We start from the raw sequence: 14751 nt of genomic DNA, 5'->3' as shown, positions 1-14751 counted from the left end.
TTTGGCAAATTGCCATCAGTCGGCGGTATGCTAGTCGGGATTCAAGAGGAGTATCGATGAGTAAAGTCAATGTGCTGGTCGTGGACGATGCGCCGTTCATCCGCGACCTGGTGAGGAAGTGCCTGCGAAATGCCTTCCCGGGCATGGTCATCGAAGACGCGGTCAATGGCCGCAAGGCCATGGCCATGCTGAGCAAGGAACGTTTCGACCTGGTCCTGTGCGACTGGGAGATGCCGGAGATGTCCGGCCTCGAACTGCTGACCTGGTGTCGCCAGCAGGAGGAAATGAAAGCCCTGCAGTTCATCATGGTGACCAGCCGTGGTGACAAGGAAAACGTGATTCAGGCCATTCAGGCTGGCGTCTCCGACTTCGTTGGCAAGCCGTTCACCAACGAACAGTTGCTGACCAAGGTGAAGAAGTCCCTGGCCAAGATCGGCAAGCTCGAGGCCCTCGTGGCGGGAGCGCCGGCGCGAGTCAATTCGGCCTTTGCCAACGATTCGCTGAGTGCCCTGACCGGCGGCAAGCCCGAAGCCGTGAAGGTCGCGCCAACGCCTGCGCCGGCTGCCGCTAGCAAACCGCTGATCAGCGCACCGCCACCGCAGAGCGCTGCCGCCGCAGCCCAGTCCGGGCGAGGTCAGGGGCAGCTGCGCCTTTCCAGCGGTACTCAGCCCTGCGTGATCAAGGCCCTCAGCCTCAAGGAAGCGCTGTTGGTGGTGCGCCGCAGTGCTGCCCTGCCGCAGGTGCTCGAAGGTGCGGTGCTCGATCTGGAGCAGGGTGAGAACGCCGAGGTCGCACGGTTGAACGGTTACCTGCATGCCATCGCCGCGCTCGAGCCCAAGCCTGAGAGCGACTGGCTGCAACTGACGTTCAAGTTCGTCGATCAGGATGCACAGAAGCTCGATTACCTGTCGCGATTGATCGCCCGCGGTACTGCGCAGAAGCACTTCACGCCGGGCGGTTGATCCGCTGTTCCACCCTCCGGTAAGAGCGGCACAAGGCCGCTCTTACCGCGTCAGATTCGAAGCAGTCACCCGACCAACTGTCATACCCCCGGGATAACTCGCTGCTAGGCTCAAGACATAACAACTGTCAAAAAGCCACTATCATGCGCGCCTGCCTGTTGCTGTCCCTGCTCTTGGCTTCGGCACCGGGCATGGCCATGACCCTCTACAGCACCACCGACACCTTCGGCGTGGCGTCCTATTCCTACCAGCCCAGCCCCGGGGCACGGGCAATGGCCTTGCGCGAGCCGATGGTCGAGCGTCTCGACGATCAGGTCCGTCTGCAGCCCGAAACCTTTGCCGGGGGCGTGCGTTTCCTGGCGCGCAATGATCTGTTCGCCCCAGTGGAAGTCGAACTGCGTCTGGAAGGCCTTGGCAACGCCCGCGACGGTAACGCGCCGCGTATCGTGCGACGGGTGCTGGCGCCGCGCTCCACACAGGTGCTGAGCGTGTTGCTAGCGCGTTCCGGCGGCCAACTGAAATACCGCGCCAAGCTGCGTCACGCCCTCGGCGATCCCGCGCAGCGCCCGCAGGCCTACCGCTATCCCTTTCCGTGGCGCGGCGGTCCGTTCCGGCTGAGCCAAGGGCCCAACGGCCGCTTCAGCCATTTTGGCGCGAAGGGCCGCTATGCCATGGACATCGCCATGCCAGAGGGCACGCCGATCATTGCCGCTCGGGGCGGCGTGGTGGTCAAAGTGGAGAACCGCCAGAGCGGTCGTGGCAACAACCCTTCGGGCAACTTCGTGCGGATCCTGCACGCAGACGGCACCATGGGGGTGTACCTGCACTTGATGCGGGGTTCCGTGGTGGTGAGCGAGGGTCAGCGGGTGGGGCAGGGTGAGATGCTGGGCAAGTCTGGCAACACCGGCAACAGCAGCGGGCCACACCTGCATTTCGTGGTGCAGCGCAACGTGGGGCTGGCGCTGGAGTCGATTCCCTACCGTTTCGACCGTCCGATTGGCGGACTACCGGACTTCACGGCAGGGAATCCATGAACAGCGTCGTCAGTCGAGCTTCAGCACCTTGGCCAGGACAATCTTCGGCCCTTTCATCTTCTTGATGATGATGCGCAGGCCTTCGACTTCCAGCACTTCCTCTTCCTCGGGCACGCGCTTGAGCGACTCGTAGACCAGGCCTGCGAGGGTCTCGGCCTCGATGTGGTCAAGGTCGACGCCCAGCAGGCGTTCGACCTTGAACAGCGGCGTGTCGCCCCGCACCAGCAGCTTGCCCGGCTGGTAGGCAAGGATGCCGCGTTCGGCTTTGCGGTGTTCGTCCTGGATATCGCCGACCAGCACTTCCAGCACGTCTTCCATGGTCAGGTAACCGATCACCTTGCCATCGGCTTCCTCGACCAGCACGAAATGCGCACCGCCCTTGCGGAACTGCTCGAGCAGCTGCGACAGCGGCATGTGTCGCGATACGCGTTCCAACGGCCGCGCCAGGTCTTCCAGGTCGATGCTTTCAGGAAGGTGGTCCAGCTCGGCCAGCTCCAGCAGCAGGTCCTTGATGTGCAGCAGGCCGGTGAACTCTTCGCGCTCGGCGTCGTACACCGGGTAGCGGCTGAACTTGTGGCGACGGAACATCGCCAGGATGTTTTTCAGCGGCGCCTTGGCGTCGAGCACCACCATGTCTTCACGGGAGTTGGCCCAGTCGACCACCTCCAGCTCACCCATTTCCACCGCCGAGGCCAGCACGCGCATGCCCTGGTCGCTCGGGTCCTGGCCGCGGCTGGAGTGCAGGATCAGCTTGAGCTCTTCACGGCTGTAGTGGTGTTCATGGTGCGGCCCGGGCTCGCCCTGGCCGGCGATGCGCAGGATGGTGTTGGCGCTGGCGTTGAGCAGGTAGATCGCCGGGTACATCAGCCAGTAGAACAGGTACAGCGGCACTGCCGTCCACAGCGACAGCAGCTCGGGCTTGCGGATCGCCCAGGATTTGGGCGCCAGTTCGCCGACCACGATGTGCAGGTACGAGATCACGAAGAAGGCGACGAAGAACGACACGGCCTTGATCAGTTCCGGGCTGTCGACGCCTAGATAGGCCAGCAGCGGTTCGAGCAGGTGGGCGAAGGCCGGCTCTCCGACCCAGCCCAGGCCCAGCGAGGCCAGGGTGATGCCCAATTGGCAGGCCGACAGGTAGGCGTCGAGCTGGTTGTGTACCTTGCGCAGGATGCTGCCGCGCCAGCCGTGCAGCTCGGCGATGGATTCGACGCGGGTTGAGCGCAGCTTGACCATGGCGAACTCGGCGGCAACGAAGAAGCCATTGAGCACTACCAGGAACAGGGCAAAGAGAATCATGCCGAAATCGGCGAATAGAGAAGCGAGGCTGATACCAGGGGAAGGGTCCATGATGGAGTTTTTACGGGGTCCGTCTTTGAAAGAAAGAGAAAAAAAGTGCCAGCTCTCGCTGGCACAGGGGATCCAATGTAGCGGCTGAAGCTGCAAAAGCAAAGGGGATGGTTTTTGCTCGCCGATTCTCAGCTGCGATTTGCCGCCAATTGTGCCGGCGCAAAATGACAGGTGAACGTGCTGCCATGACCCGGCACGCTACTGATTTCCAGCTTGCCGCGATGGCGCATCAGCACATGCTTGACGATCGCCAGGCCCAGCCCGGTGCCGCCTGTGTTGGAGGCACGGCTGGAGTCGACGCGGTAGAAGCGTTCGGTCAGGCGCGGCAGGTGCTTGGCGTCGATGCCCACCCCCGAGTCCTGCACGCTCAGGTGTGCCCCCTGCTCGTCGGCCCACCAGCGGATGCGAATGGTGCCTTCCTCCTGGGTGTACTTGACCGCATTGAACACCAGGTTGGAGAAGGCGCTGCGCAGTTCCGATTCGCTGCCTTTCAGGCGCAGGCCCGGCGCGGCCTCCAGGGAGATGTTCTGGCGCTTGGGCCCGGACAGCGCCTGGGCGTCTCCCTTGATTGACTGCAGCAAGGTATCCACCGCCACCGGCTGGTTGTCCGAGGGATAGTCGGTCGCTTCCAGCTTGGCCAGCAACAACAGGTCGTTGAGCAGGGTCTGCATGCGCGAGCCTTGCTGGCTCATCTGCTGCAGCGCGCGAGCCCAGCGCGGGTTCACGTCCTCGACGTTGTCCAGCAGCGTCTCGAGGTAGCCGGCGATCACCGTCAGCGGCGTGCGCAGTTCGTGGGAGACGTTGGCGACGAAGTCCTTGCGCATCTGTTCGAGCTGGTGGATGCGGGTTACATCGCGCACCAGCATCAGGTGCTCGTTGTTGCCGTAGCGGGTGATGTGCAGTTGCACGCGCAGGCGGTCGTTGATCGGTGAGGGGATTTCCAGCGGTTCGACGTAGTTTTCCGCTTCGAAGTATTCCTTGAAGCGCGGATGACGGACCAGGTTGGTGACCGGTTGTCCGCCATCCTGGGGCGTCTTGAAGCCCAGCAGGGTCTCGGCGGCGCGGTTCCACCACTCCAGGTTGCCATCGCTGTCGAGCATGATCACCGCATCGCGCAGGGCCGCGGTGGACTCCTGGACTCGGTCGATCACCGCTTGCAGGCGCCCGCGGACACGCTGGTCGCGGCGCTGCAGGTGGTAGATGCTGTCGAATACTTCGCCCCACAGCCCGTAGCCGTCCGGCGGCGCCTCGTCGGGCTGGTGGTTGCGCAGCCATTCGTGCAGGCGCAGCAACTGCTTCAGGGTCCAGCCCAGGTAGAGCGCCAGGCCAACCGCCAGGCTCCAGCCGTATTGCCCGCTGATCAGCCCGCCGAGCAGGCAGACGCTGATCAGCAGGAGCAGGTGGCGAATCAGGGTCGCGTGCCAGTTCGGGTTCAATTCACAGTCCTTGTACAGCGGCTTGCAGTGAAGCGTGCGGGCGCGTCAGCTCTTGGTCGAGAAACGGTAGCCGGTGCCGCGGACGGTTTGTACCAGATTTTCGTAGGCTTCACCCAGTGCCTTGCGCAGGCGGCGGATGTGCACGTCGACGGTGCGCTCCTCGACATAGACGTTGCCGCCCCAGACCTGGTCGAGCAGCTGGCCACGGGTGTAGGCGCGCTCCTGGTGGGTCATGAAGAACTGCAGCAGGCGGTATTCGGTCGGGCCCATCTCGGCGGGTTTGCCGTCGATGGTGACGCGGTGGCTGATCGGGTCGAGCAGCAGGCCGCCGACTTCGATCGGTGCCTCGCTGTCGCTCGGGCCGGTGCGGCGCAGCACGGCCTTGAGGCGGGCCACCAGCTCGCGGGGCGAGAACGGCTTGGTGATGTAGTCGTCGGCACCGACTTCCAGGCCCTGGATCTTGTTGTCCTCTTCGCCCTTGGCGGTGAGCATGATGATCGGGATGTCCCCGGTCAGCTCGTCGCGCTTGAGACGGCGTGCCAGTTCGATGCCGGAGGTGCCGGGCAGCATCCAGTCCAGCAGGATCAGGTCCGGCTTGCGGTCGACGATGATGGCGTGGGCCTGCTGGGAGTTCTCTGCCTCGAGGCAGTCGTAGCCGGCCATTTCCAATGCAACGGCGATCATCTCGCGAATAGGCGCTTCGTCGTCGACGATCAGAATGTTCCTGCCAACCATGCTCAAAACTCTCCCATCTATGATGTCTTGGCCCGCATTAGATAACGGAATTATTGCAGCTGTGTGACAGGGCGTTGGCCGTTCTGGCGACATTGCATGACTGCGCTAGGCTTCACAGGGCCGCTGCGGCGGTGTTTCTCCTTCTTCCCCCGACACGATGGTGATTCCAATGACACGACATACGCTGAGCTGGATGGCCCTTTTCGCTGCGCTGGCATTGCCGGGGGTGGCGTCGGCGCACCACGCGATGGAGAAGGACGGCATGTGGGTCGACCATGCCGGCATGACCCTGTACACCTTCGACAAGGATGCCGGAGGCAAGTCGATGTGCAACGGTGATTGCGCAACCAACTGGCCGCCGCTGCTGGTCAAGGCCGAGGATGAAGCGGCCAAGGACAAGTGGACGGTGATCGAGCGCGATGATGGCAAGAAGCAGTGGGCCTATGATGGCAAGCCGCTGTACACCTTCATCAAGGACAAGAAAGCCGGGGACAAGACCGGTGATGGCGTGAAGGATGTCTGGCATATCGCCAAACCCTGACGCGTGTTCGGTCTTTGTGGGAGCGGGCTTGCCCCGCGATTGCGTCAGTGAATTCACCAGTGTAATCGCGCGGCAAGTCGCAGCGGCGAACCGCTGCGCTCCCTTCAGCGCAGCGCGTAGTCCAGCACCACGCCGATGAAGATCAGCAGGCCCGCCCAGTGGTTGTGCAGGAACGCTTTGAAGCAGGCATCGCGATCCAGCGTGCGGGTCGACCAGAACTCCCAGGCGAAGCATGCCAGGGCGCCCAACAGGCCCAGGTGGAACCAACCACCCAGTTCGAAGTGGTTGCCGGCCAGCAACAGGCAGCCAAGCGACAGCACCTGCAAGGTCAGGATGATCACCCGATCGGCCTCGCCGAAGAGGATCGCCGTGGATTTCACGCCGATCTTCAGGTCGTCGTCGCGATCGACCATCGCATAGTAGGTATCGAAGGCTACCGTCCACAGCAGGTTGGCGATGTACAGCAGCCAGGCCGCCGCTGGCAATTCACCCCCGGCAGCGGTGAAGGCCATCGGGATGCCCCACGAATAAGCGGCGCCCAGCACCACCTGCGGGTAGTAGGTGTAGCGCTTCATGAACGGGTAGCAGAATGCCAGGGCAACGCCGCCAAACGACAGCCACACAGTGCTGGCGTTGGTGCACAGCACCAGCAGGAAACTGATCCCTGTCAGCACCACGAACAGCATCACCGCTTCGCGCGGCTTTATCCGGCCGCTGGCCAGGGGGCGATCGGCGGTGCGCTTGACGTGGCCGTCGACCTTGCGGTCGGCGAAGTCATTGATCGCGCACCCCGCCGCGCGCATCAGCGCAACTCCGAGGCCGAAGATCAGCACGTTGGCCAGGGTTGGTGCACCCTTGGCGGCGATCCACACGGCCGCGAGCGTAGGCCACAGCAACAGGTAGATGCCGATGGGACGGTCCAGGCGGCTGAGCTGGACGAAGTCCCAGGCTCTGGGGTGCAGGCGGTTGAGCGACTTGAGCAGCTGCAGGTACATCAGGGCGATACCTCCTTGTCCGCCTGCCACATCGCTGGCAGGAATACCTCGGCGACCAGCAGGTCCAGGCCATCGCGTTCGAAGCGCGAACGGCGGCCCCAGAGGTTGGCGCTGGCAACCTCCGTCGGCATCCACGCCTGTGGGTACGTGCACACCTCGATGGGGTGGCGAATGAACGCCTGGTCGCAGAACAGCAATTCGCCGAGCGAGCGGCTGCCCAGGGTCTCCAGATCAAGACCGCCGCGCTCCAAGGCTTCGCGGCTGGCGACGCTGCGGGCGAATACCCAAGGCTGGTCATGGCCGCGCAGATAGACTTCACGCACCCAGCCCTGCGCGCCTGGCGCAAGATTCAGGGCGAGGCATTCGTCGTCACGCAGTGGTTGCCAGCCTTCGAACAGCGGCGTCACGCAGAAGTGGTCGTGGGAGAGGCGGGTCAGGCGACGGGTCAGGGAGCCTTCGTCGAACAGCCAGTCGAGGGTGCGCTGGTCGAGGTCGCTCGCCAGCTGTGAATACGCCAGCCACGCGACAGCGGCTGCTTGCGGGGATTCGTACGACACGTCGGTATGCTTGTTACATCCAGAGAGGCGGCGAGCTTAGCATGATTGCCGGGTTTGCTTGCATACTGCCGGCCGGGCCAGTACAAAGCCCGTCATGAATTGCGCGGTGAGTGCTTCGCGGGGCAGCCCGCTCCTAAGCAGGGGCGGGTTCAACCGTGAGAGGGCCATCAGCGGCAACACAACGCCTGACCGAGGAACCCTGATGAAGAAGTGGCAATGCATTGTCTGTGGCCTGATCTACGACGAGGCCGAGGGCTGGCCGGACGACGGGATCGCTCCAGGCACCCGCTGGGAAGACGTGCCGGAAGATTGGCTGTGCCCCGATTGTGGTGTAGGCAAGAGCGACTTCGAAATGATCGCCATCGGCTGATCGACGACCCCCTGCAAGAGGAAGCACGACATGACGTCCCCTGTGGTGATCATCGGCACTGGCCTTGCGGGCTATAACCTGGCCCGGGAATTTCGCAAGCTCGACGCTGACACGCCGCTGTTGCTGATCACCGCCGACGACGGTCGCTCCTATTCCAAGCCGATGCTCTCCACCGGCTTTGCCAAGCACAAGGACGCCGACGGCCTGTGCATGGCCGAGCCGGGCGCCATGGCCGAGCAGCTCAAGGCCGAGATTCGTACCCATACCCGTATCAGCGGCATCGACCCTGGTCACAAGCGCTTGTGGATCGGCGAGGAGGCGGTGCAATACCGCGACCTGGTGTTGGCCTTGGGTGCGCAGACGGTACAGGTGCCGATCGAGGGCGACGGCACCGAGCTGGTCTTTCCGATCAACGACCTGGAAGACTACGCGCGCTTTCGTGCCGCCGCCGCGGGCAAGCAGCGCGTGTTGCTGCTGGGTGCCGGGCTGATCGGCTGCGAGTTCGCCAACGATCTGACCTTCGGCGGCTACCAGTGCGACGTGGTGGCGCCCTGTGAGCAGGTGATGCCGACCTTGTTGCATCCTGCTGCCGCCAGTGCGGTGCAGGCTGGCCTGGAAGGGCTGGGCGTGCGCTTCCATCTGGGCCCGGTGCTGACCCGCCTGCAACGCACCGGCGGCGGACTCGAGGCTCACTTGTCCGACGGCAGCGTGATTGCCTGTGATCTGGTGGTCTCGGCCATCGGCCTGCGACCGCGTACAGACCTTGCCGCCGCTGCCGGGCTGCAGGTGAACCGGGGGGTGGTGGTGGATCGCCAACTGCGGACCTCCCACGCGAACATCTTCGCCCTGGGCGATTGCGCCGAAGTCGATGGCATCAACCTGCTCTACGTCATGCCGCTGATGGCTTGCGCCCGCGCGCTGGCGCAGACGCTCGCCGGCAACCCCACGGGTGTGAACTATGGCCCGATGCCTGTCACGGTAAAGACGCCCGCGTGCCCGCTGGTTGTTTCGCCAGCACCGATGGGCCGAGAGGGAACCTGGCAGGTTGAAGGGCAGGGCAGCGACCTGAAAGTGCTGTGCTATAGCGCCGATGGCCAGTTGCTGGGCTATGCCCTCACGGGGTCGGCGGTGTTGGAAAAGCTGGCGCTGAATCGGCAGCTTCCGCCTCTAATGGCCTGAATGCCGTTCGAACTGTCGTATTTGGCCTGTTCTTGGCGCGACAATGACCGCTCAGACACTGGCGCGGCCACGGTGAGCGTGCCATTCTCACTTCCGTCTGCCGCAGATTAGAGCCTGCGGCGCCTTGGGCGCTGCTTTCGCAGGTAGCACGGCATAACAACAAAAATCCCGTCAAAGAGGCTTCACTATGCGTAAACCAGAACTCGCCGCCGTCATCGCCGAAAAGGCCGATCTGACCAAGGAAAAGGCCAATCAGGTGCTGAACGCGATTCTCGACAGCATCACTGGCGCGCTCGACAAGGATACCGTCACCCTGGTCGGTTTCGGCACCTTCGAGAAGCGTCACCGCGGCGCGCGCACCGGCAAGAACCCACAGACTGGTCAACCGGTGAAGATCAAGGCCAGCAACACTGTTGCCTTCAAACCTGGCAAGAACCTGCGTGACAGCGTCAACGTTCCCGCCAAGCCAGCCAAGAAAGGCAAGTGATCGATTCCTGACACTCCAGTGTGATCCGAACGGGCGCCCCAGGGCGCCCGTTGTGCTTTCTGGCATGCAGAAACAATGCGGCGAGCTGGCGTAAAAAGTTTAAGAAAGGGATAAACTGCGCGCTTCAGTCATATTTCAATCGAGGCGCGCTGATGAAGTTTCGCTTTCTTCTCTGGGCCATGGGGCTGCTGATGGCCAGGGCCAGCCGTAACAACCCGGCGTTCCAGCAGCAACTGCGCGACAAGGACCTGGTGTTCCAGATGCAGACCTTGGATGGCAAAGTGGCCCGGCATTTCACGGTGAGTGGTGAGCGCATCAGCAGCAAGGGTGGCCTGCACCCTCAACCGGCCTTTGCCATCGCCTTCAAGGATGCCGCGTTCGGCTTTGCCACCTTGCAGGCTGGCAACAAGCAGTTGGCGTTCATGCAGGGGATTCAGGACAAGAACATCCAGATCAAGGGCAACCCGGCATTGGTGATCTGGTTTCAGGGGCTGATGAAATACCTCAAGCCTCGCAAGAAAAAGGCCTGAATCCGCCTGTGTACGAGCGGGCAAACCCGCTCGTGCCAGTCAGTGTGGGGCCTGGAACTGCGAGGCCAGTTCGCGCAGCAGCGCTTCGGCTTCCAGCACCTTGCTCACTACGTCCTCCGCCTTGTCGCGGGTCAGCCCAAGGCGTTCGAGCAGCGCCTCCGGAATCTCTTCCTGCGGTCCTGAGCCAATGCCCCGCGAACGCAACAGCGACGTGGCCAGGCACACGAGGTTCGGGTAGGCCGAATACTCGCCTTCATAGCTTGGGTCGTGCTGGAAGCGCAGCGCCGCGGACAGCTCATCCGGCATGTCCCACAGCTTCATCAGCCAGGCGCCGATCTGCTCGCGGCTGATGCCCAGCAGGTGCTGCTCGACATAGCTGTGGTACAGGTGCGGGTTGACCTCAAGATGACGACAGATCAACGAGAAATGCGGCGGGAACACGTGGGCCAGCAGCAGATAGCCGAAGTTGTGCAGCAGCCCCGCCAGGTAGGTGAGACCGGCTTCGGGGCGTTCGGCGCGCGGCATGGCGCGGGTCAGGCCTTCGATCACTGCGGCTGTGTAGATCGACTGCTGCCAGTAAGGCGTGGCCTGCTGCGGATGGTCTTTCGGCAGGCTCAGGGTCTTGCCCAGGGCCAGGCCCAGCGCAAGATTGATCACCAGGTCGAAGCCCAGCACGCGAACGATGGCATCTTCCACCGAGCGGATCTTGCCGGGTGACGCGTAGTAGGGCGATGCGGCCCAGCTCACCACCTGTGCGGCCAGTGCCGGGTCGGTTTCGACCACGCCGGTGATGTCGTCAACGCTGGCGTTGGGGTCGACGCGCAGTTTGATGATCTTCTGCGCGGTGTCGGCCAGTGGCGGGATCTCGATGGTCTGCTCCAGGCGCTGCTGGATGCGGCGGGCAGTGAAGGCCTGGACCGCGTTGGAGATTTCCTTGGTGTCGTCGTGGGGGCGGTCGAGGTTGCGCTGGATGCTTTCGACTTCAAGACCAAAGCTGCCGGCGCTGGCCTTGCTCAGCATGCGCTTGAAGTTGTCGCGGGCCACTTCCAATAGCAGCCCAGCCTCACCGGACTGGATCAACAGGCTATCGGCGTTGAGCAGCCGCTCGTCGTACAGGCACGGTGAGCTGGTCAGGGCCGGGATTGCCGGCAAGGCCTTGAGCTGATGCTTGTCGAGCATCTTCTTCAGACGCTCCAGCGGCACGGCCTTGAGTTTGCGACCGGTCAGCTCTTCCAGGCGCTGCAGGTCCAGCAGATGGCTTTGAGGAAACAGCACCATGAGCGCGCCGACTTCATCGTCCAGCAGAACGGCCTGGACGCGCGATTTCGCGGGCAGCCGCGGGTGTTCGGACACCTCGCGATAGGCTACGCCGAGCTTTTCCAGCAGCAGTCGGATGACCGACGGAGCGTGCGGGGTTGCGGTGTCCAAGGCCACTTCAGTCATGGGCTGTTTCCAAAGGTGTCTTTTTAAACGCGAAGTATAACCATCCTGAGCCCCGAGCTGGGGCACGAATGGGACCGGTGTCACACTTGGCCGTATTGTTGGCCGTGACGCAGCCACCGATCCAGTAGCGGGCTGACATGATCGGGCCAGCGTGCCAGCAATGCCTGTGCGGCGTCGCGTACTGCGGGCAGCAGGTCGGCGTCACGCATCAGGTCGGCGACCTTGAATTGCAGCAGGCCGGTCTGGCGGGTGCCGAGCATTTCGCCGGGGCCGCGCAGCTCAAGATCCTTCTCGGCGATGACGAAGCCATCGTTGGTCTCGCGCATGATCCCTAAGCGTTCGCGGCCGATCTGTGACAGTGGCGGGTGATAGAGCAGCACGCAATGGCTGACGGCGCTACCCCGACCGACCCGGCCACGCAGCTGGTGAAGCTGGGCCAGGCCCAGGCGTTCAGGGTTTTCGATGATCATCAGGCTGGCGTTGGGCACGTCCACCCCCACCTCGATCACCGTGGTGGCCACCAGCAATTGCAGATGGCCGGCCTTGAACTCGGCCATCACCGCGGCTTTTTCCGCAGGCTTCATGCGCCCGTGGATCAGGCCCACACGCAGCTCGCCGAGCGCGCTGCCCAGCTCTTCGAACGTACTTTCGGCGGCCTGGCAGGTCAGCTCCTCGGATTCCTCGATCAGGGTGCACACCCAGTAGGCCTGGCGCCCTTCGGCGCAGGCAGCGCGGACCCGCTCTACCACCTCGAAGCGGCGACTGTCGGCCACCAGCACGGTATTGACTGGCGTTCGGCCGGGCGGCAGCTCATCAAGAATGGAGGTGTCGAGGTCGGCGTAGGCGCTCATGGCGAGCGTACGCGGGATGGGGGTGGCGGTCATGATCAACTGGTGCGGACACAGCGTGCCGTTCACGCCCTTCTTGCGCAGGGCCAGCCGTTGCTGCACGCCGAAACGGTGCTGCTCGTCGATGATCGCCAGGGCGAGGTGGCGAAACTTCACTTCTTCCTGGAACAGCGCATGGGTGCCGACCACCATGGGGGCGCCGCCGGCGATTTGCTCCAGCGCACTGGCGCGGGCCTTGCCTTTGAGCTTGCCAGCCAGCCAGGCGACTTCTATCCCCAAGGGTTCGAGCCAGCGCTTGAAGGTGATGTAGTGCTGTTCGGCGAGGATCTCGGTGGGCGCCATCAGCGCGACCTGGTAACCGGCCTCCAGCGCCTGCAGCGCTGCCAGCGCAGCAACCACGGTCTTGCCGGCACCCACGTCACCTTGTACCAGGCGCATCATCGGCTCTGGCTGGCTGAGGTCATAGGCGATCTCGTTGCCTACCCGCTGCTGGGCACCGGTGGGAGTGAATCCGAGGTTGGCCAGGTACTGCCCGGGCAGGCGGCTGGCCTTGGGCAGCACCGGGGCTCGCAGGGCCCGCAGGCTCTCACGCAGACGCTGCTGGGAGAGCTGGTGCGTGAGCAGTTCCTCGAATGCGAGGCGGTGCTGGGCCCAGTGCTGGCCTTCGGCAAGCTCGTCGAGGTCGGCGTCGGCGGGTGGGTTGTGCAGGTAGCGGATAGCGTCGTCCAGTGGCGCCAGGTGATAGTCGCGGGCCAGCTCATCCGGCAGCCAGTCGGGCAGGCTGCGCGGGCCGAGCTTGCTCAGGCTGAGCTGGCAGAGCAGGCGCAGACGCTGCTGGGTGAGGCCTTCGGTGGTCGGGTAGATCGGGGTCAGGGTCTGCTCGACGGGGGGTGGCGGTTCGTCGCCGTTGAGCGCGCGGTATTCCGGATGATAGATCTCAAGGCCAGAGGCTCCGGGGCGTGCCTCACCGTAGCAGCGCAGGTGGGTGCCACGCTTGAGGCCTTCTTTCTGCGCATTGCTGAAGTGATAGAAGCGCAGGCTCAGTACGCCCGTGCCGTCACCCAGGCGTACCACCAGGCTGCGGCGTTTGCCCATGGTCACGTCAGCACCGCTGACCACGCCCTCGATCACGGCGTCCTGACCCGGACGCAGGGCGCCGATCGGTACGACGCGGGTGCGGTCCTGATAGCGCAGTGGCAGGTGGAACAGCAAGTCCTGCAGGCTTTCCAGGCCGACCTTGGCGAGTTTTTCCGCCATCGCCTCGCCGACGCCCTTGAGCTCGGTGACCGGGACTTTCGACAACTCCGTCATGGCATCAGGCCGGCTGTGGCGCAGGCGTCTTGGCGACCGAACAGAGGCGGATCGAATCGGCGAGGATCTCGATTGCCTTTGGCCGCGGGAAGCTGGCGCGCCAGGCGATGGCAACGGTTCGGAACGGCGCAGGCGCTGTCAGTGGGCGTACTTCGATGACGCCAGGGGCGTAGTGATGACTGTGCACCGCCGACAACGGCAGGATCGAAACACCCAGGCCCGAGGCGACCATATGACGGATGGTCTCCAGCGAGCTGGATTCGACCGTGGTGTGCTTCGAGGCATCGTTACCCTTGTTCAGGGTCGGGCAGGCTTCGAGCACCTGGTCGCGGAAGCAGTGACCTTCGCCGAGCAGCAGCAGGCTCTTGTCGTTGAGCAGGGCGGTGTCGATAGTCTTCTTGGCGGTCCAGGGGTGATCGGCCGGCATCAGCGCGCAGAATGGCTCATCGTACAGCGGTAGCGTCAGCACGTCGGCCTCGTTGAACGGCAGCGCGATGATCACCGCGTCCAGTTCGCCGTTGCGCAGTTTCTCGCGCAGCACGTGGGTGAAGTTCTCTTCGATGTACAGCGGCATCTGCGGGGCAACCCGGTGCAGCTGTGGAATCAGGTGCGGGAACAGGTAGGGGCCGACGGTATAGATGGCGCCGACTTTCAGTGGAGCAGTGAGCTGGTTCTTGCCAGGCCTGGGCCAGTTCGCGGATGCCTTGGGCCTGCTCGAGCACCTTCTGCGCCTGGGCGACGATGCTTTCGCCGACCGGTGTCAGGCGTACGGCGCTCTTGCTGCGTTCGAAGATCAGCACGCCCAGCTCGTCCTCAAGCTTCTTCACCCCGACCGACAGGGTCGGCTGGCTGACGTGGCAACGCTCGGCGGCATGGCCGAAGTGCTGCTCCTGAGCGAGTGTGACGATGTAGCGGAGTTCAGTGAGGGTCATAACGTGCGTCCATGAAGTTGCGGCCCCAGCATAGCGGGTGC

Annotated in this window: 14 protein-coding genes and 1 pseudogene; 7 read left to right on the top strand and 8 right to left on the bottom strand. The window is 63.7% G+C overall.

Annotated features, from left to right (window positions below; genetic code table 11):
- The first annotated feature begins 56 nt into the window (after positions 1-56).
- Together ACMGGG_RS23470 and ACMGGG_RS23465 are read left to right on the top strand one after the other, a co-directional pair.
- Positions 57-962, top strand: a complete 906-nt coding sequence (locus ACMGGG_RS23470) for a response regulator (RefSeq protein ID WP_063541828.1) — start codon at positions 57-59, stop codon at positions 960-962.
- Between the two features lie 143 nt (positions 963-1105).
- Positions 1106-1996 carry a M23 family metallopeptidase gene (locus ACMGGG_RS23465; protein WP_054894889.1) on the top strand — a complete coding sequence of 297 codons (891 nt, stop codon included), beginning with the start codon at positions 1106-1108 and terminating at the stop codon, positions 1994-1996.
- 9 nt (positions 1997-2005) lie between these two features.
- Here the strand turns inward: ACMGGG_RS23465 and ACMGGG_RS23460 are convergent, their stop codons facing one another.
- From ACMGGG_RS23460 to phoB, 3 genes are all read right to left on the bottom strand, one after another.
- Positions 2006-3346, bottom strand: a complete 1341-nt coding sequence (locus ACMGGG_RS23460; RefSeq protein WP_054894888.1) for a hemolysin family protein — start codon at positions 3344-3346, stop codon at positions 2006-2008.
- Positions 3347-3474: 128 nt separating this feature from the next.
- On the bottom strand, positions 3475-4782 hold the full coding sequence (phoR, locus tag ACMGGG_RS23455; RefSeq protein ID WP_054894887.1) for a phosphate regulon sensor histidine kinase PhoR: 1308 nt from the start codon (positions 4780-4782) through the stop codon (positions 3475-3477).
- A 45-nt stretch (positions 4783-4827) separates the two neighbouring features.
- On the bottom strand, positions 4828-5517 hold the full coding sequence (gene phoB / locus ACMGGG_RS23450; protein ID WP_003253341.1) for a phosphate regulon transcriptional regulator PhoB: 690 nt from the start codon (positions 5515-5517) through the stop codon (positions 4828-4830).
- Between the two features lie 169 nt (positions 5518-5686).
- On the opposite strand from phoB, the gene ACMGGG_RS23445 reads away from it, so the two are divergent.
- The gene (locus tag ACMGGG_RS23445; RefSeq protein WP_063541824.1) at positions 5687-6058 is read left to right on the top strand and encodes a hypothetical protein; all 372 of its coding nucleotides are present in this window, start codon (positions 5687-5689) and stop codon (positions 6056-6058) included.
- A 104-nt stretch (positions 6059-6162) separates the two neighbouring features.
- On the opposite strand, the gene ubiA is transcribed toward ACMGGG_RS23445, so the two are convergent.
- Both ubiA and ACMGGG_RS23435 read right to left on the bottom strand, forming a co-directional pair.
- Positions 6163-7053: a 4-hydroxybenzoate octaprenyltransferase gene (ubiA, locus tag ACMGGG_RS23440; RefSeq protein WP_054894885.1), complete on the bottom strand. Its 891-nt coding sequence runs from the start codon at positions 7051-7053 to the stop codon at positions 6163-6165.
- Positions 7053-7610, bottom strand: coding sequence for a chorismate--pyruvate lyase family protein (locus ACMGGG_RS23435; RefSeq protein WP_063541822.1), 558 nt, complete (start codon positions 7608-7610; stop codon positions 7053-7055). The genes ubiA and ACMGGG_RS23435 overlap by 1 nt, the downstream gene beginning before the upstream one ends.
- Before the next feature lie 202 nt (positions 7611-7812).
- Between ACMGGG_RS23435 and ACMGGG_RS23430 the strand changes: the two genes are divergently transcribed.
- The 4 genes from ACMGGG_RS23430 (at position 7813) to ACMGGG_RS23415 (ending at position 10176) form a co-directional block, all read left to right on the top strand.
- Positions 7813-7980 carry a rubredoxin gene (locus ACMGGG_RS23430; RefSeq protein ID WP_011536423.1) on the top strand — a complete coding sequence of 56 codons (168 nt, stop codon included), beginning with the start codon at positions 7813-7815 and terminating at the stop codon, positions 7978-7980.
- Positions 7981-8010: 30 nt separating this feature from the next.
- Positions 8011-9159 carry an NAD(P)/FAD-dependent oxidoreductase gene (locus tag ACMGGG_RS23425; RefSeq protein ID WP_414154518.1) on the top strand — a complete coding sequence of 383 codons (1149 nt, stop codon included), beginning with the start codon at positions 8011-8013 and terminating at the stop codon, positions 9157-9159.
- A 187-nt stretch (positions 9160-9346) separates the two neighbouring features.
- Positions 9347-9646 carry an HU family DNA-binding protein gene (locus tag ACMGGG_RS23420; protein WP_054894882.1) on the top strand — a complete coding sequence of 100 codons (300 nt, stop codon included), beginning with the start codon at positions 9347-9349 and terminating at the stop codon, positions 9644-9646.
- Positions 9647-9798: 152 nt separating this feature from the next.
- Positions 9799-10176 (top strand): hypothetical protein, encoded by a 378-nt coding sequence (locus ACMGGG_RS23415; RefSeq protein ID WP_054894881.1) that lies wholly within the window; start codon positions 9799-9801, stop codon positions 10174-10176.
- A 39-nt stretch (positions 10177-10215) separates the two neighbouring features.
- On the opposite strand, the gene ACMGGG_RS23410 is transcribed toward ACMGGG_RS23415, so the two are convergent.
- The 3 genes and pseudogenes from ACMGGG_RS23410 to ACMGGG_RS23400 all read right to left on the bottom strand — a co-directional run bounded on the left by ACMGGG_RS23410 (position 10216) and on the right by ACMGGG_RS23400 (position 14710).
- Positions 10216-11619: an aminoacyl-tRNA deacylase and HDOD domain-containing protein gene (locus ACMGGG_RS23410; RefSeq protein ID WP_054894880.1), complete on the bottom strand. Its 1404-nt coding sequence runs from the start codon at positions 11617-11619 to the stop codon at positions 10216-10218.
- 80 nt (positions 11620-11699) lie between these two features.
- Positions 11700-13778 carry an ATP-dependent DNA helicase RecG gene (gene recG, locus ACMGGG_RS23405; RefSeq protein ID WP_063541818.1) on the bottom strand — a complete coding sequence of 693 codons (2079 nt, stop codon included), beginning with the start codon at positions 13776-13778 and terminating at the stop codon, positions 11700-11702.
- 4 nt (positions 13779-13782) lie between these two features.
- Positions 13783-14710: pseudogene (locus tag ACMGGG_RS23400) on the bottom strand (LysR substrate-binding domain-containing protein).
- Positions 14711-14751: the final 41 nt, after the last annotated feature.

It is taken from the genome of Pseudomonas sp. BNK-44-b (assembly GCF_047456245.1).
Classification (GTDB): domain Bacteria; phylum Pseudomonadota; class Gammaproteobacteria; order Pseudomonadales; family Pseudomonadaceae; genus Aquipseudomonas; species Aquipseudomonas machongensis.
The sequence above is the reverse complement of the archived record's forward strand: the minus strand, read 5'-3'. Positions and strand labels throughout refer to the sequence as shown.

What these genes read in the sequence shown, in the direction of transcription:
- ACMGGG_RS23410 (WP_054894880.1), bottom strand. Translation starts at nt 11,619, where the DNA reads ATGACTGAAGTGGCCTTGGACACCGCAACCCCGCACGCTCCGTCGGTC.
- ubiA (WP_054894885.1), bottom strand. Translation starts at nt 7,053, where the DNA reads ATGTACCTGCAGCTGCTCAAGTCGCTCAACCGCCTGCACCCCAGAGCC.
- ACMGGG_RS23425 (WP_414154518.1), top strand. Translation starts at nt 8,011, where the DNA reads ATGACGTCCCCTGTGGTGATCATCGGCACTGGCCTTGCGGGCTATAAC.
- ACMGGG_RS23470 (WP_063541828.1), top strand. Translation starts at nt 57, where the DNA reads ATGAGTAAAGTCAATGTGCTGGTCGTGGACGATGCGCCGTTCATCCGC.
- phoB (WP_003253341.1), bottom strand. Translation starts at nt 5,517, where the DNA reads ATGGTTGGCAGGAACATTCTGATCGTCGACGACGAAGCGCCTATTCGC.
- recG (WP_063541818.1), bottom strand. Translation starts at nt 13,778, where the DNA reads ATGACGGAGTTGTCGAAAGTCCCGGTCACCGAGCTCAAGGGCGTCGGC.
- ACMGGG_RS23445 (WP_063541824.1), top strand. Translation starts at nt 5,687, where the DNA reads ATGACACGACATACGCTGAGCTGGATGGCCCTTTTCGCTGCGCTGGCA.
- ACMGGG_RS23430 (WP_011536423.1), top strand. Translation starts at nt 7,813, where the DNA reads ATGAAGAAGTGGCAATGCATTGTCTGTGGCCTGATCTACGACGAGGCC.
- ACMGGG_RS23415 (WP_054894881.1), top strand. Translation starts at nt 9,799, where the DNA reads ATGAAGTTTCGCTTTCTTCTCTGGGCCATGGGGCTGCTGATGGCCAGG.
- ACMGGG_RS23460 (WP_054894888.1), bottom strand. Translation starts at nt 3,346, where the DNA reads ATGGACCCTTCCCCTGGTATCAGCCTCGCTTCTCTATTCGCCGATTTC.
- ACMGGG_RS23420 (WP_054894882.1), top strand. Translation starts at nt 9,347, where the DNA reads ATGCGTAAACCAGAACTCGCCGCCGTCATCGCCGAAAAGGCCGATCTG.
- ACMGGG_RS23465 (WP_054894889.1), top strand. Translation starts at nt 1,106, where the DNA reads ATGCGCGCCTGCCTGTTGCTGTCCCTGCTCTTGGCTTCGGCACCGGGC.